Raw genomic sequence first — 26,525 nt, 5'->3', positions numbered from 1 at the left:
GGCCTGTGCTGGAGCCTTTGATGAGTAACGCAAAGCGGCCAACGAAAGAGATTACCCTGCTGGGTCGCAGCTATATGATTGCCTGCGACACGGGCGAAGAAGCCCAGCTTGAACGCGCTGCTCGCTATTTGGATCGCGCCATGCACGGCATTCATGCCCAAAGCAGCGTGCTGGGCAGCGAACGCATCGCGATTATGGCCGCGCTCAATATTACCCACGAATTGCTGGAAGCGCTGGATGAGCACCGCGCGGGTGAAGCGAGTCTCACCCGTTTAAACGACCGGCTTGAGCGGGCGCTCGCCAGTGCCCGGCCGCGCAAAGACCCCTAAAGCCACCGCTCATCTTTAACCGATACTTTGGCATTAGCGGCAGCTCTGTTAGGATAGCGGTGTTCTCTGGGGTGTACGCCAGTCGTTATAGTCCCTCGAGCCTATGCGCAGTACCCAGGGGGCCAAATGCTAGCCAGACCCGTGTGCATGTCCGTGCGTCGGAAAGCCTGACGGTTTGGCTGCGGCCACCCACCTGAACCAGTAGGTTCAGGGCCAGAACGACAGCGGCACTCTGGGGAACACTTTTCTAATGGCCTAACGCGTTATGATTCACACCTCGCCTAGCGATAAGCCTGCACTACGTCGCGAACTGAAACGCCGACGCCGCGCTCTCACCGCCAGGCAGCAGAAGCAGGCGGCTTTGGCTCTCTGCCAGCGTCTAAAACAACTGCCAGAAATCCATCGTGCCAAACGGATCAGCCTTTACCTGCCGGTGAATGGTGAGATCGACCCCACCCCGTTAATCCCTTGGCTGCGCCAGCGCCGCATCGCGATCTACTTACCCGTGCTGCGCCCGTTTAGCGCCAATAGCCTCTGGTTTGTTGCTTACCGCGATACCACACCTATGGTAAAAAATCGCTTTGGCATTGCCGAACCCTGCCCGCGCTTTGCAGCCCATCGCCGTAACCGGCTGCCTGCCTGGGCACTGGATACGCTGATTGTGCCGCTGGTGGGATTTGATCAACACGCTAACCGTATGGGTATGGGAGGCGGCTTCTATGACCGCAGCTTAGCCTTTATGCGCCGCCCAGGGCCTGCGCCCACATTGATTGGCGTGGCCCACACCTGCCAGCAGGTGGATGCCCTACCGGTTGAACCCTGGGATATCCCGCTCAACGCGGTGGTCAGCGATTCGGCCGTTGTACGGCCAACCAATGTACGGCCAACAAAAACGGGCTGATCGTTAGGATCAGCCCGTTTTATTCATTCACCTAGTAGGTGCAGCGTTCATGCTGAAAGCGCTGTGATTAACCGTTGGTTAACTCCCCGACAGCGCTTGCGCATATCCAGTGGCTAATACGCCGAGTAAAAACACCACTGTCAACGCCATCACCATATCAGGCTTTCTACGCCGCATGCCTCTTCTCCAACGTCTTACTTAGTTGCTAATTTATCTTAGTGCGTCACCAAGCTTTTCATTCTGAGAAGATGACACACCTCATCAATGTCGAACACGACTATAGGGCCATAGAGTGCTTAATGACAACTGTTAATAGCACTCTTTTAGCCCCTTAATTGAACGTTTTAACCAAAACCTTCTGCCTACCAGCTCTGGTATGCGTCGTAAGTAAGCACTTACATAACGTTACGCCATAAAGAGCCGGTAAGCGGGGTTCTCACTCTCTTGCCAGTAGCGGTAGCCAATTGCGTCTAGATACTCGGTGACATGGGTACGATCTTCGCTGGGCACCTGCATTCCCACCAGCACGCGGCCATAGGCGGCACCGTGGTTGCGATAGTGGAACAGCGAAATGTTCCAGTCGTGTGGTAGCTGAGTTAAGAAATTCATGAGTGCGCCGGGGCGCTCTGGGAACTCGAAGCGATACAGCTCCTCTTCAAAGCGTTCGCTGGGGCGGCCACCGCTTAAATGGCGGATATGCAGTTTCGCCAACTCATTATCGGTTAAATCTTCTACCTGATAACCGCCCTCGCGCAGTTTATCGATCACCGCTTGGCGATCCTCCCCACCCGGCTTGACCTGTACGCCTACGAAAATGTGCGCTTCGCTATCGTCGGCGTAGCGGTAGCTAAATTCGGTCACCATGCGTTTGCCCAGCGTGCGGCAGAATTTCTTAAAGCTGCCGGGTTTTTCTGCAATGGTGACGGCCAGAATGGCTTCGCGCTGCTCGCCCAGCTCGGTGCGCTCGGCAATATGCTGCAGGCGATCAAAATTGGTATTAGCCCCGGAATTAATGCACAGCAGTGTCTCGCCTTCCGCGCCAGTTTGCTGCACGTATTTTTTAAGGCCCGCCAACGAGAGCGCACCGGAAGTTTCTGCCACGGCGCGGGTATCTTCAAAAATATCTTTCACCGCAGCACACATTTCATCGGTATTGACGGTGATCACATCGTCGATCAGGTCACGCACCAGGGAGAACGGTACTTCGCCAATCTGCGCCACCGCAACGCCTTCGGCAAAGACGCCTACCTGATCCAGCACCACTCGCTCACCGGCTTCCAAGGCAGCCTTCAGGCAGGCGCTGTCCTCCGCTTCCACGCCGATGATTTTGATGTCCGGACGCAGGTACTTCACATAGGCGGCCACCCCGGCAATCAGCCCGCCGCCGCCTACAGGGATAAAAATCGCATCTAACCGGCCACTGTGCTGGCGCAGAATCTCAACGCCAATGGTGCCTTGGCCCGCCACTACGTCGATATCGTCAAACGGTGGAATATAGGTGTAGCCGTGCTCTTTGATCAGTTCCTGGGCATGCTCGGCGGCGGCGGCAAAGGCGTCGCCTTTCAACACCACTTTCGCACCACGGGCACGCACCGCTTGCACTTTGATGTCCGGCGTAATGCGCGGCATGACAATCACCGCTTTCACGCCCATCAGCTTAGCCGCCATGGCTAACCCCTGGGCGTGGTTGCCCGCCGAAGCGGCGATAACGCCTTTGGCTTTCTGCTCATCGGTCAACTGGGCCATTTTGTTGTAGGCCCCGCGGATTTTGAACGAGAACACTGGCTGCAAATCTTCGCGTTTAATCAAAATCTGGTTGTTGAAACGACGCGACAAAAAGGGAGCGGGAGAAATAGGCGTCTCGCAAGCGGCTTCATAAACGCGGGCTTGGAGGATCTTTTTGACGGTTGCTTCGAGCATGCTGACATCCCAGAAAAATGACGTGACCCTGACGGGTGCGAACAAAACCTTTATTGGTAGCAGATTACGCCTAGCAACGTCTAGCGGCGTTTCCATCGGCAGCCAGCGCTTAGGTCGTTATACTAAGGGGCGACTGCCTCTCCTGATACTGGAACCATCATGACACAAGATGAACTAAAAGCCGCCGTGGCGGATGCCGCCATTCGCGAAATTGAGCCTCACCTGGATAAAGACACGGTGCTGGGCATCGGTACCGGCTCGACGGCCAACCTATTTATCGACCGCTTAGGCCCTCTAGGCGACCGGTTTAAAGGTGCTGTTGCCAGCTCGGAAGCCAGTGCCGAACGGCTGAAAGGCCTGGGTATCGAGGTGTTTGAACTGAACCATGTGGGCGACGTGCCTTTCTACATAGACGGTGCAGACGAAGTAAATGCTCACTTACATATGATCAAAGGCGGCGGCGCAGCGCTGACCCGAGAAAAGATTGTGGCCGCTTGCGCCAAACGCTTCATCTGTATCGCCGATGGTTCCAAATACGTGGCACAGCTAGGCCGCTTTCCGCTGCCGGTGGAGGTGATTCCCATGGCGCGCTCCTACGTGGCGCGGGAGTTGGTCAAGCTGGGTGCCGAGCCTGTTTACCGCCAGGGTGTGGTGACCGACAACGGCAACCATATCATCGACTGCTTTAATTTTATGATTGATGACCCGGTCGCCATGGAAGCGCGCATTAATGCCATTGTCGGCGTGGTTACCAACGGCCTGTTTGCCGCACGCGGCGCCGACGTACTGCTGCTGGGCAAGGCCGAAGGCGTAGAGCGCACTGCGTTACGGTAAATAGTGGTCAAGCCCATCAAGGGTGCGCGACAGCGCCCCGCGATGGGCTTCGATCACCGCCTGCCCTGCCTCACCCGCCTGCCGAGCGCGCTGGGGGTAGGCGATATACTCTGCCAAAGCGCTTGCAAGCGCTTCTGGGGTATCCACCACGGTCAGCGCCTTGGCCGCCAACAGCGGTTCCGCGACGTCGCTGAAGTTCTCCAGAGACGGCCCACACACCACTGGTTTACCCAATGCGGCAGGCTCTAACACGTTGTGCCCACCCAGCGATACCAGGCTGCCGCCCACGTAAGCCACGCTCCCCGCACCGTACAGCGCTGACAGCTCGCCTAATGTGTCGCCCAAATACACTTGAGTGGAAGGCGTGACAGGCTGTTGCTGGCTACGGCGACTGACTTCCCAGCCGTCACGCTCGCAAAGTTGAGCCACGTCGCCAAAGCGCTGGGGGTGGCGTGGAACAAGCACTAAAAGCGCCTCTGGAAAGTGTTTAAGCAGTTGGCGGTGTGCCGACAGCATTAGCGCCTCTTCCCCTTCACGGGTGGACCCCGCTACCCAAACGGGCCGCCCATCCCACATTCGTAGTAAGCACTCACTCTCTTTTAGCGCCTTGGTTGGCAAGGGTTGCTCAAACTTCAGCGAACCCACCACGCTGGTAGTGCTCGGCGCGCAGCCCAATGCCTGGAAACGCTCGGCATCCTGTGGCGACTTGGCAGCCAGCCACGTCACATTGGCGAGGGCGCTTTCCATCAGCGGGCGCAGCCGTTGGTAACGGCTAAACGCACGGGGCGATAGCCTGCCGTTGACCACCGCCACCGGCACTGCCTGCCGTCGACAGGCATGGAGCAGGTTAGGCCACAGCTCGGTTTCAAACAGGATGGCCAGGGCAGGTCTTACGCGGGCCACAAAGCGCTTGGCTGCGCCGGGGAAATCCAGCGGAAGAAAACGGTGGGCAAGGCGAGGTTGATTGGTAGCGCCCTGCTCTGCTATCAGCGCCAACGCCTGCTGGGCACCGGTGGCGGTCATGGTGGTCAACAGCAGGCTATAGTGGGGAAAGCGCGCCAGCAGCCCTTCGATCAGCGGGCGGGCAGCGCGTACCTCGCCTACCGAGGCACAGTGCAGCCAAATGCGCGGTGCGGGCGGCAGCGGTTCGAGGCGCACCCCCAGCCGCTGGAGCCGTGAGTAAGTGGGCACTTGCTCACGCCAGATGCGCCAGCCGATCAGCGGCGCTAGCCCATAGAGCGCCGCCGAATAGGCCAGCCGAGGCCAGCGGGGGGCTGCCATTAACTTTCGCGGTCCAGAATGGAGCTGATCATCGCCGTGGTGGAAACGCCATCTTCAAAGCCTAGCACTTTCACCTCGCCACCGTTGGAGATCACGGCGCTGCCGCCGGCGATATCCTCGGGGCGGTAGTCGCCGCCTTTGACCAGGATATCCGGCAGTACCTGCTTGATCAGCGCAGCGGGCGTATCATCACTAAACGGCACGACCCAATCCACTGCACCTAGCCCGGCCAGCACCTGCATCCGCCGGTTCAGCGGGTTGATGGGGCGCTTTGGCCCTTTTAAGCGGCCAATGGAGGCGTCGTCGTTCACCGCCACAATCAGGCGGTCGCCCAGGCGCTTGGCCTGCTCTAAGTACGCCACATGGCCGGCATGGAGAATATCGAAGCAGCCGTTGGTCATCACCACACGCTCGCCGCGTTGTTGCGCGGCACGTACCGCGTCGACCAAGGGAGCCTGCTCAATAACGCCGAATTCGGCCAGCTTATCGCCGTGCAGCGCCGTGTAGAGTTCGGCAATGGAGAGCGTGGCGGTCCCCGGCTTCGCTACCACCAGGCCCGCCCCCAGGTTAGCCAGCATCATCGCTTCCGGCAGCGCGTGGCCGGCGGCTAGGGCTAACCCCATCAGGCCGATCACGGTATCGCCTGCGCCGGTCACATCGAATACTTCCTGGGCACGGGTAGGCAGGTGCAGTGGTGCTTGGCCTTCACGAATCAGCGTCATGCCCTTCTCACTGCGGGTAATCAGCAGCGCTTCTAACTCAAGTTCAGCACGCAGCGCTTCGCCCCGCTCGGCCAGTATGGCATCGGTGGGGCAAGGGCCTGCCACGGCTTCAAACTCGGTCAAGTTGGGGGTAATCAGGCTGGCCCCCCGGTACTTGGTGAAGTCTTGGCCCTTGGGATCGATCAGCACCCGCTTGCCGTGGTGGCGCGCCATCTCGATTAGCCGCTCCACTTGGTTAAGCGTGCCTTTGCCGTAGTCCGACAAAATCACCACGTCGCACTCGGGCAGTGCCTTTTCTACTTGTGCCAGCAGAGCGCTGGTATCCACGCTGTCGAGGCGCTGTTCAAAGTCCAGGCGCAGCAGCTGCTGGTTGCGGCTCATCACTCGCAGCTTGGTGATCGTGGGAATCTCGGCACTGCGCTGAAAGTAAGTGCTTACATCAGACGCAGCCAGGCGTTTGGTGAGCAGCTCGGCATTCTCATCCTCGCCCACCACGCCCGCCAGTGCCGCATGGCCGCCTAATGACGCCACATTGAGCGCCACGTTGGCCGCGCCGCCGGGGCGGTCGTCGGCATTTTCCACGCGCACCACCGGCACCGGCGCTTCAGGTGAGATGCGCGAGGTACCGCCATGCCAGTAGCGGTCGAGCATGACATCGCCTACCACCAGTACGCGGGCATGTTCCAGGGCGGTTAAATCAACTTTCATCCGAGAGTCCTGTTGTGGTCTGCGCTGCGCTATGCGCCAGCAGCACGTCTAACTTGGCAATCACATCGTCAGCTTTGATTAAGTCCATGGCATCGGCATGGCGTACTCGCTGCCCCCAGCTCACCTCGTCCACTGATTTATGCAGGTAGGTGCGTACCGCATCGGGGTAGGCATTGACTGCAAAATCGCGCCACAGATAGGGCGCGGCCCGCTGGGGGTTGGTGGTGGCGTAGAGGCCGAGCGTTGGCGTGTCCATGGCATTGCCCATATGGGCAGGGCCGGTATCCGGCGCGATCACCGCACGGGCGTTATCAATCAGCGCCAGCAAGCCTTTCAGTGAAGTACCGCCAATGGCGTTGATCACGCTACCAGGCTGGCAGAGCGCTTCGATGCGGTCACCCATTTCACGCTCAAGAGGACTACCGCCACCGGTCAGCACGCTCTTCAGACCGTGCTGCACCCAGGCGTGTTCAATCACGCTGGCGTAGCCTTCTACCGACCAGTTGCGAAAGTTGCGAAGGCGGGCATTGCTGCAGGGGTTAATCACTAGGTAGGGGGCATCGCCGCTAATCGCGTTGGCTTCCTCATAGGCTGCCGCTGGCACCGCGAGATTCCACTCCAGGCTGTCGTCCTCTACGCCCAGTAGACGAGCAAAGTCCATAAACGACTCCAACACGTGGGCATTGGCATGGGGCGCTAGCTGGTGCTGGGTAAACCAGTGCTGGGCATCTTTGGCGCGGGCTTTATCATAGCCAACGCGCACGTTGGCTTTGAGCCCCAAGGAGAGCACGCTGGCGCGAATGGCCTGCTGCATATGCAGCAGCACATCAAAGCGGGTATCGGCCAGCTCGCGCCAGATAGCGCGCATGCCCGAAAGCCCCGTCGATTTGTCGTACACAACAAACTCGACCCCGGAAAGCCCCGCCAGTAAACTGTACTCCCCCTTGCCGATAATCCAGGTAATGCGCGCGTTCGGCCATTGACGCTGCAGCGCCCGCACCGTGGGCACGAGATTGCATACGTCTCCCAATGCGGAGAGGCGCAAAATGGCAATATGGTTTGGTTGAGCAGGCAGAGAGGGCTTCATGCGCTTAGCGGCACTCCGGCAGAAAAATGGGCTGATTCTACATGATGCAGACAGTTTAAGTGACGCCTGTGCATCACACCAACTCTCCTCCCCAGCTCACCCCCTGAGCACGGCGCTGTTTGATGCGGCCTACTGGCGCTCGCACGACTTAGTAGTGGGCGAAGCGCCTGGTCGTGGCAGCAGCCTGTTCCTGCAGGCACGCGACGATGAGCAGTGGGTGCTGCGGCCCTACCAGCGCGGTGGGCTCATCGCCAAACTCAGCCAGCAGCGTTATGTCTGGCTGGGGGCAGAACGCACCCGAGCGTTTCGCGAAGTGCGCCTGACCGCCGCGCTGTATGAGCAAGGCCTACCCGTGCCCCGCCCGGTGGCCTGTTGCGTCACACGGTTTGGGCTGACCTATGAGGCGGCGCTGCTGACCGTGCGCATCCCCGGTGCTCGGGCGTTGGCCTCATTACTCACCGATGGCGAGGCTGATGAGGCGCTGCTAAAGCGCATCGGCGCGATGATTAAACGCTTTCATCAAGCAGGCTTGGACCATGTAGACCTCAACGCCCGCAACATCCTGGTGGATGAGGCTGGCAAGCCCTGGCTGATCGATCTCGACCGCTGCCGACTGCGCCCGCCGGGCAAGTGGCAGGCTGGCAACTTGCAGCGGTTGGAGCGGTCGGTGGTGAAGTTTGGCAAAGCCCACCACCATATTGGTATTATTGAAGGTTATCAGAGCGCGCGCTGATACTCCCTCATCAGTTTACTGATATGCACATCCATGGCCATATGGGCAACCACCCATTGACGTGCCTTTTCTCCCAACCCTGTGCGTAAAGAGAGATTGTTCATTAACTCTTCAATCGCGGCTGCCCAAGCGCCAGGGGACTGGGGATCAGCCAAGCGTCCGCGCTGATGGTCTACTAATTCAGGAATTGCTCCGCTATGCGCGCCCACAACCGCACACTTAGCTGCCATTGCTTCAATAACCGTTAAACCGAAGGCTTCGTTACGAGATGGAATGCAGGCAATGTCCACTGCCTGCAGCAGTGTCGGCAAGTCCCGACGAAACCCTAAAAAGAGTACCCGCCCATCAAGCCCTAGCTCTGCAACTCTCTGCTTGATGTATGCTACAAATGACTCATCTGCGCCTTCACTAGCACTCACGCCCCCGATGATCACACCATACCAAGATTGTGTACGGTCCAACTCAGCCAAGGCTTCTAACCACACCTCATGCCCTTTGCCCGGTGTAATACGGCCCGGCAATGCAATCAGGCACCCTTCCTCCGGCAATCCTAGCGCTGATTTAGCGCTCACGTGGCCCGTGTAAGCGTCTAAATTCACTCCTAGCCCTAGACAATAAATGCGCTCCTTAGCGATTGGAAGCGCATGGATATTGCGCTGATAAGTCGCCTGACTAATAGAAAACACGCGAGAAACGCGCGAGTAGGCAAACCGGTGGTATAGGCCGTGCTTTGGGCGGGTTACTCCCATGTGTTCAGTAAAAAATAGTTTTAGCTTTGGGCGAAAAACGGTAAGGAGCGATGCAATACGAAGGTCACTGGACTTGTGGCAGTGCAGAATCTCGATTGCATGTTGATCTATATAGGCAAGTAGTGCTGGCAGCGAAAGTATCGCTCTAGTGGAATTCGGCACGGTAATTAATGTTGCCCCAGCCGCTACCATACTCTCCGCGACACGTGACCCAGCTATGGCAAGTCCATGGTTCACCACCCCCAAACGCTGCAATTCAGGCATAATACGCGACGGGTACATTTCTAGTCCGCCCCATCCACGAGAAATACAGACCTGCATAATATGGTGAGTCACTGATACCCCTCTGCCATCGCGTTGACGTTTATACTGTTAAGCATTATCACCCCAGGAGCTTTCATGAATCACCCCCAAGCTGCGAAACCCAACATTCTAGTGGTCCGCAACGATAAAATTGGTGATTTTATGCTGGCTTGGCCAGCCCTAGCGTGTTTAAAGCAAGCTTCGCCGGTCCCCCGCATTACCGTTTTAGTCCCCGCCTATACCGCTCCCTTAGCCAAGGCTTGCCCCTGGGTGGACGACGTTCTTGTTGATCCCGGCAACCAAGCCGATAAAGCGGCGCAGCAGGCGCTGCTTTATCATGTAAAACAAGCGAAGTTCGATGCGCTGCTAACGCTCTTCTCAACGCCACGCATTGGCTGGCTAGGAGTTCGTGCGGGCATTCCACTACGTGTTGCCCCCGCTACCAAATGGGCCCAGGTATTTTATAACGTACGGGTACGCCAACGCCGCTCTCAATCGGCAAAGCCAGAGTACCAGTACAACGTCGATTTGGCCTGTGAACTGCTGGCTCGCCTTTCGCTGAAGCTCTCCACCCTGCCCTCGCCCCCCTTTTGGCCGCTGGATCACACTCAGCGCCATGCCCAGCGCCAAACGTTGGTCAACAACGCCTCAGAGCACGTGGTAGTGGTTCATCCTGGCAGCGGTGGCTCGGCCGTGAATCTATCAGTGGCGCAGTACGCCGCGCTGATCACTCAAGTTCACCAGCAGTGCCAACACCTGCCACTACGCTGGCTGATCAGCGCTGGTCCCAGTGAACAGCCCCAAGCAGAGGCATTGAGGGAACAGTTGGCTGAAAACGGCGTCGCGGCAGACCACTTCCCTGATACCCCAGGCGTGGATGCCTTTGCCCTGCAGCTGGGCGGAGCGGATATGCTGATTGCCGGTTCAACTGGCCCGCTGCATATCGCAGGCTGTCTCGATATCGCCACGGCGGGGTTTTATCCGGCCAAGCGCTCCGCCACGCCGCTGCGCTGGCAAACCTGCAACCTTGCGGAAAAGCGTTTGGCGTTTAGCCCCCCTTCAGGCGCCGAGCAACAGGATATGTCTGCTATCGACCTCTATGAAGCCGCTGAACAGATCTCAGCGCTGCTTATCAGAGGTCTGCGTGCGAACCCAGAGATCGGCGTACTTGGCGAAAGTTGAATGTGCAGACAGAAGGGCTAACAACAAGCCCTGTTTGCCATCTTTAAACCCCGCTTTGAGCACATACATTTTGAGAAAGCAAGCCAGCCCGTGGCTAATGCCCTGCCATAGCGTGGCCGTTTTACCCTGTGCGGCACGCTGCTCTGCCCAGGCCTGGGCGTAATGTGCCGATTTTTCAAGATAGTGGCGCAGGTCGCGGTAGGTATAGTGAAGCAGGTCGCCGGATAACGGCTTTTCAGCCAGACCTGTTTCTACCACCAGCTTTTCATGTACCAGCGCAGTGTTATAGCCCGCCTGATGTTTCGGGTAGAGGCGCAGCACGCGGTCAGGATACCAACCGGAATGTCGAATAAAACGGCCAAAACACCAGGAAAGGCGGCTAACACTATAGGCAGCGGGCGTCTGTTGAACAGCTGCTTGAATGCTGTCACGCAGTTCAGGCGTTACGCGTTCGTCGGCATCGACCATCAAAATCCACTCGTGGCTTGCCAGCGCTTCTGCCCGCTGGCGCTGAACACCAAACCCCTGCCAGTCAGCGTTCACATGCACCTTATCGGTGAACTCGCGGGCAATCGCACACGTCTCATCCTGGCTGCCCGCATCCAGCACCACGATTTCATCGGCCCAGGTCAACGTTTTCAAGCATTCACGTAAATGATGAGCTTCGTTTTTGACAATTAACACAACGGAAATAGACATAAAAAAACCTCATCAAAAATTAATAAAATTAAGCCGTCTTTAACACAACGCCCTCATGCCAGCACCTAAAAGCAGTCTTTTTTTATTACCTGCTTGTACCTCAGGCTATCTTTTTTAGCAAATCCACCCAGCATAGAAGCAAAAATACTTAGCCCACTCCTACGCTTAAATACCCTAAATAACAGCTTAAAAAAGAGGGCTAGCTTTAGCAGTCCTCTTCCCAACTTACCATAGTGCTTGTCTAGCAAGTGAAAATAAGAAATATAATACTCTTTCTCTAAAGAGGTTTCTTGGCTAGAGCTTCCACCTGAAGCATGAAAAATCCGAGCGGAAGGGACAAAATAAACCTGACCACCTTGATCCCACACTCGCTTAGAGATATCTTCTTCTTCACAATAAAGAAAGAAAACGGTATCAAAACCACCAATTTCGCAAAACACTTTAGCATCGAAAAACATACAGGACCCACTAATCACTTCAACCTGTGCAGGGTGCTCAAGCTTCACTTTATTGCTAGGGAATTTTCTTTTTGAAAAAAGCCTTTGCACACTGTTCCCAAACAATTGCTTAGCTATGTGAGGGAATTGCTTGTAAGAAGACGAAGCCCTATTCTCTTTATCCAGTACGCTACCTGTTACCAACGCTGCCGTTGAATGGGTGGTCAAGAATTCTTTAAAAATGCTCGCCGCATCATTAAGCAGCTCACAATCATTATTTATAAAGAAGTAGTAACGCCCTTTCGCAACAGACACACCAAACATATTGCCACCGGCAAAACCAAGATTGATAGGGCTTCTTATTAATTTAACACTCTCACTCCAAAAACATTGAGCGCTCAAATTTTTAAAATCCTCCTCACTTGATGCGTTATCTACAACTATAACTTCATAAGAAGCACCCTTTGTATTTAACAAAATACTATTCAACAAAGACTTTGTATAATTTGAAGAATTGTAATTTATCGTTATAAAAGAAACTTCAACATTTTCCATAAGAAACACCTCAGCACTAAAAAGGATCTATGCGGATAGCTGGACGCCAAATATCTTATCGTCCATAATCACATTGCGATATAAAACGTTATTTTACGCAAACAATATTCATACCACATATCTTTATGAACTAAGGATACGGCATGCCCGCCTTAAGGTCACCCAAACTTACCCCCTGGCTACCGCTGGTCGTGATTGGTCTTAGCCTTGGCTATGCGGTCACCGTGCTGACGCGCTTACCCTGGTGGACACTCTTTTTGACGGCGGCGGTGTGGATCGGGATAGCGGTAAAACTACGCTGGGGAGCCCCGCTGAATGCGCGCTACCGGCCAGTGTGGCCTTGGTCGCTTATTCCGCTTAGCCTATTTAGTATTTATGTCTACTTAGCTGATAGCTTTGGCAATGTTGACCTAGGCGCGGTGTTTTTCCACCTTCAGGCGGGCATGGCAGAGCACGGTGGAGCCGGAAAAATGCTGCTGGCGCTCACCTACACCATAATCGTACTAGCGGTACTAGCATCCGTTACTTGGCTGTCACGCCATGACCAGCGTTGGCGCTTAACCGAGCGCTTCTTTGCCATTGTGCTATTAGCGGCCAACCCGCTGCTGTACGGTATTGGCCAGCGCAGTGCCGCGATTGTGACTGATGATGGTGCCTGGCTAGATCGCCGCTACGTGCCGCCGCCTACCAGTGACCAACCAGAAGCGCCCAACCTGCTGCTAATGTATTTAGAGAGCATAGAGCGCACTTATAGCAATGAGATATTTGGCGACGCTTACGCTGATTTAACCGCGCTAGGCGAGCGTGGGCTGGTGTTTGAAGGTATTCACCAAATGGAGAATACCGGCTGGACCATGGCCGGGATGATCGCTAGCCAGTGCGGGGTGCCTCTAATGCCTGCGGGGTTGTTGCACGATAGTCAGTTTGAACCGCTTTCTAAGGTAGTACCTGGTGTTGATTGCTTGGGCGATGTGCTAGCTGAGCAGGGGTACCGGCTAAGCTTTTTAGGCGGCGCCAGCACCCAGTTTGCCGGTAAGGGGCTTTTCTATCGCGGGCACCAGTTCAATACCGTCAAGGGCAAAGAGGAGCTGATGCCTGAGCTTGAAGATCCCGAGTACGTGAACAGCTGGGGGCTTTATGACGACACCCTCTATGACTTTACCGCCGACGAAATACGCCGCCTAAACGAAGAGGACGACGGCCCCTGGGCGGTTGTGAACCTGAGCATTGCAGGCCACGCTCCCAGCGGATTCCCTTCGCAAACCTGCCTAGACCGTCAGGGAGAGTTCGACGGCCAGGATATTCTCTACTCGGTGAAGTGCTCGGCGCGCCAAGCGCGGGACTTTATCGAACAGTTAGCGCAAGAGGGGCTGCTGGAAAATACTCTGGTGGTGGTCCTCAGTGACCACCTCACCATGCGGGTATCGGTATGGGATCAACTCATCGCGCTAGATCGCGACAACACGCTCATTATGCTGGGTGATGGCATTAGGCCACAACGGGTGCGTCGAAGCGCTACCATGCTGGATGTGTTTCCCACTATTTTGGATGCCATGGGCCTGCCGCTGAACGATAACCGTGCCGGGTTAGGTGCGTCACTGCTGAGCAGTCAGCCCACGCTGGTAGAGATGCATGGGCTTGAGGCGCTGAACGAGCGGCTACGGGAGGAGACCGCGCTACAGCATCGTCTTTGGGAGGGGCTGACGCCTCAGCGGCGGGATCCTGAAGAGAGCACCACCCAGCAGATTACCGAGACGCCCGCTGACCAAGTCGATGAAGTTGAGATTATGCGTTAACAATAACGCTAGTCGCGTTATGTCGATCAGCGCGCATCGCCTGATAGACTCTCTCAACGTCTAGCTCGTTTAAACAGTTAGTGTGGCCTAAGGGGCAAGTCCGCTGAAAGCACGGCGAGCAGGAAAGCCCCAGGTAGTGAATTACCGCATTGTTCGTGAGCGGTGGCGTGTAGGCAGGTGAGGAGGAGCCATAAAGCGCATGGATTCTTACGCCCACGGCGGCTGCCACATGCATCAGGCCCGAATCGTTGGTCACAACCTGACGGCAGTCGGCCAGCAAATCCACCGCATCCGCTAGCTGCGTTTTTCCACATAGGTTATGCGCGTGGGGTAAGCCCTGCACAATGGCTTGCCCCGCCGCCTGATCTTTGGCCCCGCCCAGTACGCGTACCTCAAAGCCATCTTTGATCAGCCTTGCTGCCAGTTGGTGGAAGTACTCAAGCGGCCACTGCTTGGCAGGCCCATACTCTGCCCCGGGCATCATGCCAATGGCGGGGCGTGACGAAAGTGCATGAGTGAGGCGCAGGTTGACTAGGTTATTCCGGTCGATGGCGAGCCGTGGCTTGGGAATGGCAAACTTGCCAGCTTGCGCTTCTTCCTGGGGTAGCCCTAGCGACACAAAGCGTTTTACGGTTTGGTCTAGCACCTGTTTATCTAATTTGCGACGCTCTTTTAACAGCCCGTAGCGGTGCTCACCTAAAAACCCTACCCGTTCGGGAATACGCGCCATAAAGGGCACCAGCGCTGCTTTCCAGGAGCGCGGCAGCACAATGGCACGATCAAAGCGGCCCCGCAGCCGTGCGGCCAGCTCGCGGCGACTCACCAGGCCGAACTCACCATGGCCCACCGCCAGCGGCAGCACTTCATCCACTTCCGGCATACGCTCAAGAATCGGCTGGGACCAGGCGGGTGCGACCACTCCTAGGGTGGCACCTGGGTAGCGCGCTTTTAAGGTCATAAACAGGCTCTGGGCCATGACCATATCGCCTACCCAGGAGGGGCCTACTACCAGCAGCCGCTTGGCAGGGTTAACCATTTAACCACTCCAAGTACGCCTTAACGCCCTGGGCAACGGTTTTGAACTCCACGTCGCAGCCAGCCGCCCGCAGGTTGCTAATATCAGCACGGGTGTAGCTCTGGTAACGGCCTTTCAGCTCCTCGGGGAAGGCGATGTAATCAATTTCCCCCTGACCATAGAAGTCGATGACTGCCTCGCCAATAGCCTTGAACGGCTCCGCACGGCCAGTGCCCAAATTGAAGATGCCCGAGGCGCTGGGGTTGTCCAGGAACCAGAGATTTACGTCGACCACATCGCCTACGTAGACAAAATCGCGGCTCTGCATACCAGCCTCATAGCCGCCGTAAGCGCCAAACAGCTTGAGCGTTTCCCCGTTACGGATCTGCAGGTGGTTATGGTAGGCCACGCTGGCCATCTTGCCTTTGTGCTGCTCACGCGGCCCGTAGACGTTGAAATAACGGAAGCCCACCACCTGAGTGGTCAGCTCGTTCCAGCGAGAACGCACATGCTGATCGAACAGCAGTTTGGAGTAGCCGTACACGTTAAGCGGCTTTTCATGCTCCGGCGCTTCCTTGAACACCTCGCTGCCGCCGTAGGTCGCTGCCGATGACGCGTAAAGGAAAGGAATGCCCAGTTTTTCACAGTAGTTGAGCAGCACTTTGGAGTACTCGAAGTTATTCTCCATCATGTAGTGCCCGTCCCATTCGGTGGTGTCCGAACAGGCTCCTTCATGGAAAATCGCATCGATGGTGGGTAAATCCACCGTCTCACCGCGCAGCGCTGCTTTCACGCGGGCAATAAAATCATCTTTATCCAGGTAGTCGGCGAGGGTGCAGTCCGCCAAATTGACAAACTTGGTGCCATCGCGCAGGTCGTCGACCACCATCACATCATCACGGCCACGAGCATTTAGCGCTTTGACAATATTGGCGCCGATAAACCCGGCCCCGCCTGTTACAACGATCATCTCGTTCTCCTTACCAAAAGCGGCTCTTTGGCTAACGTGCCTATAACCCATCTGCCTGTGATTGTATACTTGACGGCTTATGAATTCATGGCCAACGGTGCTTTCCGCGATGAGTGTCTCGACAAACCAATCGACACCCGATGTGTCGACCTTTCAAGGCTTGATCCTTGCTCTGCAACAGTACTGGGCAGAACAGGGCTGTGTCATCCTCCAGCCCCTCGATATGGAAGTTGGTGCGGGCACCTTCCACCCCGCTACTTTCCTTCGAGCGATTGGCCCAGAAACCTGGAATGCTGCCTATGTTCAGCCTTCCCGCCGCCCAACCGACGGCCGCTACGGCGAGAACCCCAACCGCCTGCAGCACTACTACCAGTTCCAGGTCGTCATGAAACCCTCCCCCAGCAACTTGCAGGACCTCTACCTAGGCTCACTCAAACGCCTAGGGCTTGACCCGCTAGTACATGACGTGCGCTTCGTGGAAGACAACTGGGAGTCCCCTACCCTCGGCGCCTGGGGCTTAGGCTGGGAAGTATGGTTGAACGGCATGGAAGTGACTCAGTTCACCTACTTCCAGCAGGCGGGCGGCATTGAGTGCTACCCCGTTACCGGCGAGCTGACCTACGGGCTTGAGCGTATCGCCATGTACCTGCAGAACGTCGATAGCGTTTATGACCTGGTGTGGGCCATCGCGCCGGACGGCAGCAAAGTCAGCTATGGCGACGTCTACCTGCAAAACGAGCGGGAGCAGTCAGCGTATAACTTCGAGCACGCCGACGTCGACCAGCTCTTTGCTGCTTTCGACCACCAAGAGAAAGAGTGCAGCAAACTGCTGGCTGCGAGTCTACCGCTGCCCGCTTACGAGCAGGTGCTCAAAGCGTCCCATACCTTCAACCTGCTGGATGCACGCCACGCCATCTCCGTGACCGAGCGTCAGCGCTTCATTCTGCGCGTACGCACCATGGCGCGTGACGTAGCCACTGCTTACTTCGAGTCCCGTAAAGCAGAAGGATTCCCCATGGCGCCCGAGGCCCTGCGCCGCGAACTGTTACAAGAATCACTCGCCGACCAGGGAGACGCATAATGGCTGTTGATACGCTTTTATTAGAACTAGGAGCAGAAGAGCTGCCGCCGACCGCACTGGACGCGCTCTCGGATGCCTTTGCCGCAGGCATTGAAAAAGGCCTGCAGGAAGCGGAGATTCCCTTCGAAGCGGTGATCGCCTATGCCACCCCGCGCCGCTTGGCAGTGCAGGTTACCGGGCTTGCCGACAAGCAGCCCGACCGTGAGGTTGAGCGGCGTGGACCGGCCTTGGCCGCCGCGTTCAAAGATGGCGCACCAACCAAAGCAGCGGAAGGTTTCGCGCGCTCCTGCGGTGTCAGCGTGGAGGATCTGATCCACCTAGAAACCGATAAAGGCACCTGGCTTGGCTACCGCGAACAGCAGCAGGGCGACAGCGTTCAAGCGCTGCTGCCTGAGATGGTACGTAAAACGCTACAGTCGCTGCCGGTGCCCAAGAACATGCGCTGGGGTGCCTCCCGCGTTGAGTTTTCCCGTCCGGTTCACTGGCTGGTGGCACTTTACGGTAGCCAGGTTATTGCCGCCGAAGCCCTGGGCCTTCAAGCCAGCCGTACTACCTACGGCCACCGGTTCCACGCGCCGGATGCTATCCAGCTTGAGCACGCCGATGACTACCTTGCCGCGCTGGAAAACGCCTACGTACTGGCTGACCGCCAGCAGCGTCGGGAGCGTATCCGTGAGCAGGTGCTAGCCGAGGCCGAGGTTCAGGAAGCCAATGCGGTGATCGATGAAGACCTTTTAGTTGAAGTGAGCGGTTTGGTAGAGTGGCCCGTCGCACTAACCGGCAGCTTCGACGAGCGTTTCCTGGAGGTGCCTGCGGAGTGCCTGATTTCTTCCATGAAGGCCAACCAGAAGTACTTCCACCTGCTGGATGACCAGGGCAAGCTGAAGCCCCTGTTTATCACCATCTCGAACATCGAGAGCCAAGATCCCGAACAGGTGATTTCTGGTAACGAGAAAGTAATTCGTCCTCGCTTGGCTGATGCCGCTTTCTTCTACGATACCGACCGTAAACAGACACTGGCCTCGCGCATTCCCCAGCTGGAGAGCGTGGTATTCCAGCAGCAGCTGGGCACGTTAGCGGATAAAGCCCGTCGCAGCACGGCGATTGCGACCTTTATCGCCGAGCGCATCAACGGCGACATTGCCCACGCCCAGCGCGCGGTGGCCTTAGCCAAGTGTGACCTCGTCACTGAAATGGTGCTCGAATTCCCTGAACTCCAGGGCATCATGGGCCGCTACTATGCCGAGCAGGATGGCGAGCCTGCAGAGGTTGCCCAGGCGTTAGAAGAGCAATACCTGCCCCGCTTTGCTAGCGATGCGATTCCGCAAAGCCTCACCGGCCAAGCGCTGGCACTGGCTGACCGTCTCGATACGCTGGTGGGCATCTTCGGTATTGGCCAACGCCCGACTGGTGCAAAAGACCCCTTCGCTCTGCGCCGCGCCTCCATTGGCGTGCTAAACATTCTGGTGAAAGGCGAGCTGAACCTCGACCTGCGCGAGCTACTGCAGGTCGCCGCCGACCAGCACCAACATCTGCCGAAAGCGGATGGCTTGGTAGAAGACGTGCTGACCTACATGCTCGACCGCTTCCGCGCCTGGGGGCAGGATGAGGGTATCTCCGCAGAGATGTACCTCGCCGTTCGCGCCCGCCCGGTCACCAAGCCGCTAGATTTCGCCCGTCGTCTACGTGCGGTAAAAGCCTTTGCCCAGCGTGAAGAAGCCGCTGCGTTGGCCGCTGCCAACAAGCGTGTCTCCAACATCCTAAGTAAGCAGGAGCACGATGGCAGCACGCAGGTAGAAGTATCGCTTCTTCAAGAAGCGGCGGAGAAAGCACTGTTCGAGGCGGTCACGGCCAGCCAAAAGCAGGTTGCCCCACTGTTTGCGGCAGGCAATTACCAGCAGGCGTTAGATGCGCTGGCCACGCTACGCGAGCCGGTCGATGCCTTCTTTGATCAAGTGATGGTGATGGCAGACGACGACGCTATTCGTCGTAACCGCCTCGCCCTGCTTGCCAGCCTGCAAGCGCTGTTCCTGGAAGTGGCCGATATCTCTCAGCTACCCCAGTAACACGGCTGGGTGTTTTAGAGCATCTACCGCTCTGAATGCACATCCGCTAGCCCGGCTTTTGATAAGCCGGGCTTTTTATTGGGTGCATGAATGTTTCACGTGAAACACTCGCTCATTCATTTTTCAGGGCTTACGCTAATGCTTACGTTTCGACCACCTGTAGCAAGAGGAACTACATGCTTACTGCTCAGCAGCTTGTGATATTGGATCGCGATGGCGTGATTAATCACGATTCGGATGCCTATATTAAAACTCTTGCCGAATGGGTCCCCTACCCTTCGGCAATTAGCGCTATTGCGCGGCTTACTCAAGCTGGTTTTACCGTCGCCGTTGCCACCAATCAATCAGGCATCGCCCGCGGCTACTACGATGAGGCCACGCTGAACGCCATGCATGAGCGTTTGAATGCCCTAGTCGCCGCCGAAGGTGGCCATATTGCCCATATCGCCTACTGCCCCCATGGCCCAGATGATCAGTGTGACTGCCGCAAACCTTTACCAGGGCTGCTAGCCGATATACAGCAGCAGCTCAACCTTACTAGCCTAAAAGGCAGTTGGATGGTGGGTGACAGCCTGCGAGACCTGCAAGCGGGTGAAGCGATGGGGTGCCGTAGCGTTCTCGTGAAAACGGGCAAAGGCGAAAAGACCCTAGCAAAAGGGGTCGGACTGGAGCATGCCTTGATCTACGCTGACTTGGCTGCCTTTGTTGACGACTTAGTAGCAGATGTCTTGAACTAACCGTTGACGCAATTTTCCGCGATATCGTCTTGAACACAACATATAAAAAACCGCAGGCATTTCGCCACCTGCGGTTTTGCTTTTCAATGTTTCACGTGAAACATATTGTTGAGATGTTTAGATATCGAGGTTAGCGACGAGGGCGTTGGTCTCGATAAAGTCGCGGCGTGGTTCCACTTCATCGCCCATCAGAGTGTTAAACATCATGTCAGCCGCAACGGCATCTTCGATGGTGACCCGAAGCATACGGCGGCTATCCGGGTCCATAGTGGTTTCCCACAGCTGATCAGGGTTCATCTCGCCCAACCCCTTATAGCGCTGTACTGAGAGGCCACGCTGGCCCTCTTGCATCAGCCAGGTTAACACTTCAGAGAAGTGTGCAACGGGCTTCTGGCGCTCACCACGGGCGATATAAGCGCCCTCTTCCAGCAGGCCGTTAAGGGTATCCCCTAGGCCTGCAATGGCGCGGTAATCAGCACTCTCGAAGAAATCTAAGCCCCAGACATACTCTGTCGTCACACCATGGGCAATCAAGGAAACCGCCGGTAGATATAGGCCGCGCTCGGTATCTTCCTGCAGGTAGAACTGATAACGCGGGCCGCCTTCATAGGCCACCATGTCGTCCATGGCTTTCTGCAGCTCGGCAATCCAGTTCTCCATGGTCACGCGGTCTTTCAGGCTAGCTTCGCCCTGAAGCGCGGTAGCATGAACAACCTGCTTCAATACTTCGATGGGGTAAACCCGCGCCAAACGGTCGATACGCTTCATCACGTTACGGTATTGGTTTACCAACGCTTCCAGCTGTGAGCCGGTAATCCCCGGCGCATTCGCATTGACGTGCAACCCTGCCCCATCCAACGCGGTGGTGGTCAGGTAATCAATCATGGCCTGCTCATCTTTCAGATAGAGCTCTTGCTTACCACGTTTGATTTTATAAAGCGGCGGCTGGGCAATGAAGATATGGCCCCGTTCGATCAGTTCCGGCATCTGACGGAAGAAGAACGTTAGCAGCAGCGTACGAATGTGCGAGCCGTCCACATCAGCATCCGTCATGATGATGACGGAGTGATAGCGCAGCTTATCGGGATTAAACTCCTCCCGGCCAATGCCGCAGCCCAGCGCGGTAATCAGCGTGCCCACTTCAGCGGAAGAGAGCATTTTGTCGAAACGTGCTTTTTCCACGTTAAGGATTTTACCCTTTAGCGGCAAAATGGCCTGGGTACGGCGATCACGCCCCTGCTTAGCGCTGCCACCCGCCGAATCACCCTCTACCAGATAAAGCTCTGATTGGCTCGGATCTTTCTCTTGGCAATCGGCCAGTTTACCCGGCAGGCCGGCGATATCCAGCGCGCCTTTACGGCGGGTCATATCCCGCGCTTTCCGCGCCGCTTCACGGGCACGCGCGGCATCCAGCATTTTATTGACGATAGATTTTGCTTCGTTGGGCTTTTCGATCAGATAGTCGGCAAACAGGCGGCCCATCTCCTGCTCCACCGCCGTTTTCACCTCGGATGAGACCAGCTTATCCTTGGTTTGCGATGAGAACTTGGGGTCCGGCACTTTAACGGAAATAATCGCTGTTAAACCTTCCCGCGCATCGTCACCGGAAGTATTCACCTTGGCTTTTTTCAGCAGGCCTTCGGCTTCGATATAGTGATTCAGCGTGCGCGTTAGCGCCGCACGGAAGCCCGCCAAGTGGGTGCCCCCATCCCGCTGGGGGATGTTGTTGGTATAGCAGAAGATGTTTTCAGTGAAGGCGTCGCTCCACTGCATGGCGACTTCGACTTCCACGCCATCTTCGCGCACGGCGTTAAAGTGGAACACCGGGTTCAGCACGGTTTTGTTCTTATTCAGGTGGTCGACGAATGCTTTCAAACCACCTTCATAGTGGAACAGCTCCTCTTTGCCGCTGCGCTCATCCATCAGGCGAATCGCCACGCCGGAGTTCAAGAAAGAGAGTTCGCGCAGGCGCTTTGCCAAAATATCGTAGTGGAATTCGATATTGGCAAACGTAGCCGGTGATGGGCGGAAATGAACGCGTGTTCCGCTCTTTTCCGTTTTACCGACCACGCCTAGCGGTGCTTGGGGCACGCCGTGATGGTAAATCTGCTCGAACACTTCCCCTTGGCGCCAAATCGTCAGGCGTAGCTCTTCAGACAGTGCGTTGACGACCGATACGCCAACGCCATGCAAACCGCCCGATACCTTATAAGAGTTATCGTCAAACTTACCGCCTGCGTGGAGCACCGTCATGATGACTTCAGCCGCAGAGACACCCTCACCTTCGTGCAGCTCGGTAGGAATACCCCGCCCGTTATCGCTTACGGTTACCGATTCATCCGGGTGGATCACCACGCGAATTTCGCTACAGTGGCCTGCCAAGGCTTCATCGATGGAGTTATCCACCAGCTCGAAAACCATGTGGTGCAGCCCGGTGCCGTCGTCAGTGTCACCGATGTACATGCCTGGACGCTTACGTACTGCGTCTAGCCCTTTGAGCACCTTGATGCTTGATGAATCGTAAGCCTGCTCGCTCATTGACCACTCCGTCGTGAAGTCTGTCTCGTTCCGTGTCGTCTACCCACCAGGCTGACACTGGCTAAGCCCCTGCGCGGAGTGTTTCACGTGAAACATCTCAACGGCGGTAGTGGGCTGCCAGACGTCGCTTAGCGCGGAGGGCTCGACGCTGGTAATAAATGCTTGACACTGCATCTCTTCAAGCAAGGCGCAGAACCGGCGGCGATGATGCTCGTCCAGCTCTGCCGGTAAATCGTCAATCAAATAAATGCAGTGCCGCTGTGCGGTACTTTCCAGAAGCCTCCCCTGGGCGAGTTTCAGCGCACTCACCACCAGCTTTTGCTGGCCTCTGGAAAGCACCTCAATGGCGGGCTGCTTGTTCAGCCGAATGCGTAAATCGGCGCGCTGCGGCCCCTGTTGTGTAAACCCCATCTGCTGGTCCGTCTCTCGGCTATCGTGCAGCACATCGGCTAGCGAGCGCTGCTTGTCCCAGCCTCTTGCATAGCGCAGCGTTAAACCGGGTAGCGGTAGTAACTTCTTTAGGGTTTCATCAAATACGGGCAAAAACTCGCTAAACCACGCTTGGCGGAGCGCGTCCATCCGTTCGCCCCAAAGCGCGAGCTCTTGCTCCCATACCGCTATCTCACTGGGTACTATTCTACCACGCCTAAGGAGCGCATTCCGATGTTTCACCGCGCGCCGGGTGCGCTGCCATGCTTCTAGAAAGTGGTGTTTCACGTGAAACACTCCCCAATCCAAAAACTCACGGCGCCCCGCCGGAGAGCCTTCCAGTAAACGGAAAGCATCGGGATTAATAAGCTGTAGCGGCATCGCCTCGACCAGCTCCGCTAATCGCACGCCCTTTTCACCACGTAGGCGAAGCTCCAGTTCTCGCTGGGAACGCATTCGCCTTACGCCCAGCGTGACCTCGGGTTCCCCCGCTAAACGGCCGTGTAGCGTCATATAGGGCGCCTCCGACTGGATCGCATTCTTAAGCTGGCGGGTGCGAAACGAACGACCCATACCAAGAATATGAATGCCTTCCAGCAAGCTGGTCTTACCGCTGCCGTTCACGCCATATATCACATTAATACGCGGTGACGGATGTATCGTGAGCGGCGCCAAATTACGCAACCCGTGGAAAGTTAGTTGTGTGACGCTCATCCGCTAATGCCACCTCGTAAGACCATCAATTCCGCTATACGTGCCACAAATGCGAAAACGGCGCTTCTGCAACCAGAAGCGCCGCTTTCCTCTACTTTTCGTGCGTTATAGGCGCATCGGCATTACAACGTAAAGCGCATCACCGCCGCCCGGCTCTTCCAGCAGTGCGCTGCTGTTGGGGTCAGCTAGTGTCATCTGTACCCGATCTTCATCCAGCACCGAGAGCACATCGACCAAATAGCCAACGTTAAAGCCTACTTCCATGGCGCTACCGTTGTACTCCACGGCGACGTTCTCTTCTGCCTCTTCCTGCTCGGGGTTATTGGCCATAACCTTGAGATTGCCTTCTTCTAGGTAGAGGCGCACACCGCGATACTTTTCGTTGGAGAGAATTGCGGTACGCGACAGCACCTGACGCAACTCTGCACGCTCGGCAATCAGCACTTTGTCACCGTTACGCGGCACCACGCGTTCGTAGTCGGGGAATTTGCCGTCGATCAGCTTGGAGGTGAAGGTGAAATCACCGGTATGGGCACGCACGTGGGTAGAGCCGAGCGTTAGGCTAACCGGCTCGTCGCTATCGTCCAGTAGGCGGGAAAGCTCCAGAATACCTTTACGGGGCACAATCAGCTTTTGGGATTGACTGACCGCTACCTCGATAGGGCGCGAGCACATCGCCAACCGGTGGCCGTCGGTTGCCACCGTACGCAGCAGATTGCTCTGAATTTCCAGCAGCATACCGTTTAGGTAATAGCGCACATCCTGCTGCGCCATGGCGAAAGAGGTGGACTCAATCAGATGCTTAAGCGTGCCACGGGGAACGCTAAGCTCCTGACTGCCATCGGCATCTTCAATATTCGGGAATTCTGCGACCGGAAGTGTAGAAAGTGTAAAGCGTGAACGACCGCTACGTAATACCGCACGCCCCTCTTCTACCGCTAACTGAATTTCGGACTGGTCGGGAAGCGACTTGCAGATGTCCATCAGCTTACGGGCTGGTACCGTTGCCGCTCCCGCTTGATCTACCTGGCTGGCCACCGTGCGACCTACCAGCTCAACTTCCAAATCGGTACCGGTCAGAGCGACCTGGTCGCCTTCTACTTGAATCAAGACGTTAGAGAGCACAGGCAGCGTTTGGCGCCGTTCTACTACGCCCGCTACCAGAGTCAGCGGGCGAAGCAGCGCCTCTCGGGAAATAGTAAATTTCATCGAAACTCCGGTTTTCTATCCTGAAAGGCCTGCCGCTTGGCAGGCGCAAACGAAAAAAGGTTAACTGGTTAGCAGACGAAGGAGGTTTTTGTAATCCTCGCGGATATCCGCATTCTCTTCTTGTAGCGCTTTCACTTTTCGGCAGGCGTGCAGCACGGTAGTGTGATCGCGGCCACCAAAGGCGTCGCCGATTTCCGGCAGGCTATGATTGGTTAGCTCTTTCGCCAGCGCCATAGCGACCTGCCGCGGCCGCGCTACCGAGCGGGAACGCCGCTTGGAGAGCAGATCCGCTACCTTGATTTTGTAATATTCAGCCACTGTGCGCTGAATATTATCCACGCCCACCTGCTTATCCTGCAGCGCCAGGAGGTCTTTCAGCGACTCGCGGATAAAGTCCTGGGTAATGGTTTTGCCCATAAAGTGCGAATCGGCAATAACTTTCTTCAGCGCGCCTTCAAGCTCACGCACGTTAGAGCGGATTTTCTGGGCGATAAAGAAGGCCGCATCATGGGGTAGGTCCACTTTGGCTTGATCGGCCTTCTTCATCAAAATCGCCACCCGAGTCTCAAGCTCTGGCGGTTCGATCGCCACGGTTAGCCCCCAGCCAAAACGCGATTTCAGCCGCTCTTCAACGCCGCTGATCTCTTTTGGGTAGCGGTCAGAGGTGAGGATCATCTGCTGGCCACCCTCTAACAGCGCATTAAACGTATGGAAGAACTCTTCCTGGGAGCGCTCTTTGCCGGCAAAAAATTGAATATCATCAATCAGCAGGGCATCGACACTGCGGTAGAAGCGCTTGAAATCATTGATCGCATTGAGCTGCAGTGCCTTCACCATGTCAGCCACAAAGCGCTCGGAATGCAGATACACCACACGGGCATTTTCACGACGGCCTGCTAAGGCATTGCCCACGGCGTGCATCAAGTGCGTTTTACCTAAGCCAACGCCACCGTACAAAAACAGCGGGTTATAAGCTCCACCAGGGTTTTCCGACACTTGTCGGGAAGCGGCGCGAGCCAGCTGGTTTGATTTACCTTCCACGAAGGTATCGAAGGTGAAATTCGGATTCAGGCCGCTGTTGTGCTTCAAGCTGCCCTCGACCTGTACCTGCCGCTCATTGCCACGACGGCTGGCAGCGTTCTCTTCGCGCAGCTGCTCGATTTCACGCTCATCGGCAATATCGCCACGCGGCGGCGTATGAACAGCAGGCGAAGAGGGCTGCGCTGGTGCAGCAGATACCGGGTTGCCAAGCTCGCGTGGCTGCGGTGCAGGCGCGGCGGCACGGCGGCTGCCCACCGTCAGGCTGACTTTGGGAGGCTTAGAAGGGGCAAGTTCGCGCATCAGTTCACTAATACGTTTGGCGTACTTATCACTCACCCAGTCGCGCACAAAGCGATTCGGCGCCAATAAGCGCAGCTCATTGGTGTCTCCTTCTTCTGCCTGCAGCGGACGTATCCAGGTATTGAACTGCTGTGAATTCAGTTCGTCCTGCAGGTAGTCCAGGCACTGTTGCCAAAGCGCAAGTGACAC

General features: G+C 56.4%; 22 protein-coding genes and 1 other RNA gene. 10 read left to right on the top strand and 13 right to left on the bottom strand.

The genetic code is table 11. From position 1 onward, the window contains the following. Nucleotides 1-20 precede the first annotated feature (20 nt). From LG300_RS00115 to LG300_RS00105, 3 genes are all read left to right on the top strand, one after another. Nucleotides 21-329, top strand: a complete 309-nt coding sequence (locus LG300_RS00115; RefSeq protein ID WP_404376414.1) for a cell division protein ZapA — start codon at nucleotides 21-23, stop codon at nucleotides 327-329. A gap of 60 nt (nucleotides 330-389) precedes the next feature. After that, nucleotides 390-572: non-coding RNA, 6S RNA (gene ssrS, locus LG300_RS00110), on the top strand. A 22-nt stretch (nucleotides 573-594) separates the two neighbouring features. After that, nucleotides 595-1,230: a 5-formyltetrahydrofolate cyclo-ligase gene (locus tag LG300_RS00105; protein WP_404376413.1), complete on the top strand. Its 636-nt coding sequence runs from the start codon at nucleotides 595-597 to the stop codon at nucleotides 1,228-1,230. 405 nt (nucleotides 1,231-1,635) lie between these two features. Here the strand turns inward: LG300_RS00105 and ilvA are convergent, their stop codons facing one another. After that, nucleotides 1,636-3,150: a threonine ammonia-lyase, biosynthetic gene (gene ilvA, locus LG300_RS00100; protein ID WP_404376412.1), complete on the bottom strand. Its 1,515-nt coding sequence runs from the start codon at nucleotides 3,148-3,150 to the stop codon at nucleotides 1,636-1,638. A gap of 159 nt (nucleotides 3,151-3,309) precedes the next feature. On the opposite strand from ilvA, the gene rpiA reads away from it, so the two are divergent. After that, nucleotides 3,310-3,984, top strand: a complete 675-nt coding sequence (rpiA, locus tag LG300_RS00095; RefSeq protein WP_404376411.1) for a ribose-5-phosphate isomerase RpiA — start codon at nucleotides 3,310-3,312, stop codon at nucleotides 3,982-3,984. Here rpiA and waaA read toward each other — a convergent pair. From waaA to LG300_RS00080, 3 genes are read right to left on the bottom strand one after another with little or no spacing between them, the layout of a single operon-like run. Continuing rightward, the gene (waaA, locus tag LG300_RS00090) at nucleotides 3,976-5,265 is read right to left on the bottom strand and encodes a lipid IV(A) 3-deoxy-D-manno-octulosonic acid transferase (RefSeq protein ID WP_404376410.1); all 1,290 of its coding nucleotides are present in this window, start codon (nucleotides 5,263-5,265) and stop codon (nucleotides 3,976-3,978) included. The genes rpiA and waaA overlap by 9 nt on opposite strands. After that, entirely contained in the window at nucleotides 5,265-6,695 is a 1,431-nt protein-coding gene (gene hldE / locus LG300_RS00085; protein WP_404376409.1) for a bifunctional D-glycero-beta-D-manno-heptose-7-phosphate kinase/D-glycero-beta-D-manno-heptose 1-phosphate adenylyltransferase HldE, read from the bottom strand. The genes waaA and hldE overlap by 1 nt, the downstream gene beginning before the upstream one ends. Beyond that, on the bottom strand, nucleotides 6,685-7,782 hold the full coding sequence (locus tag LG300_RS00080; RefSeq protein WP_404376408.1) for a glycosyltransferase family 9 protein: 1,098 nt from the start codon (nucleotides 7,780-7,782) through the stop codon (nucleotides 6,685-6,687). Before LG300_RS00080 ends, hldE begins: the two co-directional genes overlap by 11 nt. Between LG300_RS00080 and LG300_RS00075 the strand changes: the two genes are divergently transcribed. Then, complete coding sequence (locus LG300_RS00075; protein ID WP_404376407.1) at nucleotides 7,781-8,515, top strand: 3-deoxy-D-manno-octulosonic acid kinase; 735 nt, start codon at nucleotides 7,781-7,783, stop codon at nucleotides 8,513-8,515. The two genes, LG300_RS00080 and LG300_RS00075, sit on opposite strands and share 2 nt — an antisense overlap. On the opposite strand, the gene LG300_RS00070 is transcribed toward LG300_RS00075, so the two are convergent. Next, on the bottom strand, nucleotides 8,500-9,600 hold the full coding sequence (locus LG300_RS00070; protein WP_404376406.1) for a glycosyltransferase family 4 protein: 1,101 nt from the start codon (nucleotides 9,598-9,600) through the stop codon (nucleotides 8,500-8,502). The genes LG300_RS00075 and LG300_RS00070 overlap by 16 nt on opposite strands. A gap of 63 nt (nucleotides 9,601-9,663) precedes the next feature. Between LG300_RS00070 and LG300_RS00065 the strand changes: the two genes are divergently transcribed. After that, complete coding sequence (locus LG300_RS00065) at nucleotides 9,664-10,749, top strand: glycosyltransferase family 9 protein (protein ID WP_404376405.1); 1,086 nt, start codon at nucleotides 9,664-9,666, stop codon at nucleotides 10,747-10,749. On the opposite strand, the gene LG300_RS00060 is transcribed toward LG300_RS00065, so the two are convergent. Both LG300_RS00060 and LG300_RS00055 read right to left on the bottom strand, forming a co-directional pair. Beyond that, a complete protein-coding gene (locus LG300_RS00060) occupies nucleotides 10,687-11,448 on the bottom strand; it encodes a glycosyltransferase family 2 protein (RefSeq protein WP_404376404.1) in 762 nt (253 codons plus the stop codon). The genes LG300_RS00065 and LG300_RS00060 overlap by 63 nt on opposite strands. A 65-nt stretch (nucleotides 11,449-11,513) precedes the next feature. Beyond that, nucleotides 11,514-12,440 (bottom strand): glycosyltransferase family 2 protein, encoded by a 927-nt coding sequence (locus tag LG300_RS00055; protein WP_404376403.1) that lies wholly within the window; start codon nucleotides 12,438-12,440, stop codon nucleotides 11,514-11,516. A 143-nt stretch (nucleotides 12,441-12,583) separates the two neighbouring features. On the opposite strand from LG300_RS00055, the gene LG300_RS00050 reads away from it, so the two are divergent. Next, nucleotides 12,584-14,236, top strand: coding sequence for a sulfatase-like hydrolase/transferase (locus LG300_RS00050; RefSeq protein ID WP_404376401.1), 1,653 nt, complete (start codon nucleotides 12,584-12,586; stop codon nucleotides 14,234-14,236). Here LG300_RS00050 and waaF read toward each other — a convergent pair. Both waaF and rfaD read right to left on the bottom strand, forming a co-directional pair. After that, complete coding sequence (gene waaF, locus LG300_RS00045) at nucleotides 14,226-15,272, bottom strand: lipopolysaccharide heptosyltransferase II (RefSeq protein WP_404376400.1); 1,047 nt, start codon at nucleotides 15,270-15,272, stop codon at nucleotides 14,226-14,228. The genes LG300_RS00050 and waaF overlap by 11 nt on opposite strands. Beyond that, a complete protein-coding gene (rfaD, locus tag LG300_RS00040; RefSeq protein ID WP_404376399.1) occupies nucleotides 15,265-16,221 on the bottom strand; it encodes an ADP-glyceromanno-heptose 6-epimerase in 957 nt (318 codons plus the stop codon). The genes waaF and rfaD overlap by 8 nt, the downstream gene beginning before the upstream one ends. A gap of 109 nt (nucleotides 16,222-16,330) precedes the next feature. On the opposite strand from rfaD, the gene glyQ reads away from it, so the two are divergent. From glyQ to gmhB, 3 genes are all read left to right on the top strand, one after another. Further along, nucleotides 16,331-17,302, top strand: coding sequence for a glycine--tRNA ligase subunit alpha (glyQ, locus tag LG300_RS00035; RefSeq protein ID WP_404376398.1), 972 nt, complete (start codon nucleotides 16,331-16,333; stop codon nucleotides 17,300-17,302). Next, nucleotides 17,302-19,368, top strand: a complete 2,067-nt coding sequence (gene glyS / locus LG300_RS00030) for a glycine--tRNA ligase subunit beta (RefSeq protein WP_404376397.1) — start codon at nucleotides 17,302-17,304, stop codon at nucleotides 19,366-19,368. Before glyQ ends, glyS begins: the two co-directional genes overlap by 1 nt. Before the next feature lie 176 nt (nucleotides 19,369-19,544). Then, the gene (gene gmhB / locus LG300_RS00025) at nucleotides 19,545-20,105 is read left to right on the top strand and encodes a D-glycero-beta-D-manno-heptose 1,7-bisphosphate 7-phosphatase (RefSeq protein WP_404376396.1); all 561 of its coding nucleotides are present in this window, start codon (nucleotides 19,545-19,547) and stop codon (nucleotides 20,103-20,105) included. Between the two features lie 117 nt (nucleotides 20,106-20,222). Here gmhB and gyrB read toward each other — a convergent pair whose 3' ends face one another. The 4 genes from gyrB to dnaA all read right to left on the bottom strand — a co-directional run bounded on the left by gyrB (nucleotide 20,223) and on the right by dnaA (nucleotide 26,525). Beyond that, nucleotides 20,223-22,643, bottom strand: a complete 2,421-nt coding sequence (gyrB, locus tag LG300_RS00020; protein WP_404376395.1) for a DNA topoisomerase (ATP-hydrolyzing) subunit B — start codon at nucleotides 22,641-22,643, stop codon at nucleotides 20,223-20,225. A 39-nt stretch (nucleotides 22,644-22,682) separates the two neighbouring features. After that, a complete protein-coding gene (gene recF, locus LG300_RS00015; protein WP_404376394.1) occupies nucleotides 22,683-23,786 on the bottom strand; it encodes a DNA replication/repair protein RecF in 1,104 nt (367 codons plus the stop codon). Nucleotides 23,787-23,891: 105 nt separating this feature from the next. Next, on the bottom strand, nucleotides 23,892-24,995 hold the full coding sequence (gene dnaN, locus LG300_RS00010) for a DNA polymerase III subunit beta (protein WP_404376393.1): 1,104 nt from the start codon (nucleotides 24,993-24,995) through the stop codon (nucleotides 23,892-23,894). Between the two features lie 60 nt (nucleotides 24,996-25,055). Beyond that, entirely contained in the window at nucleotides 25,056-26,525 is a 1,470-nt protein-coding gene (dnaA, locus tag LG300_RS00005) for a chromosomal replication initiator protein DnaA (protein ID WP_404376392.1), read from the bottom strand.

The sequence above is a fragment of the Vreelandella aquamarina genome, from assembly GCF_044805175.1.
Lineage (GTDB): Bacteria > Pseudomonadota > Gammaproteobacteria > Pseudomonadales > Halomonadaceae > Vreelandella > Vreelandella aquamarina_B.
The sequence above is the reverse complement of the archived record's forward strand: the minus strand, read 5'-3'. Positions and strand labels throughout refer to the sequence as shown.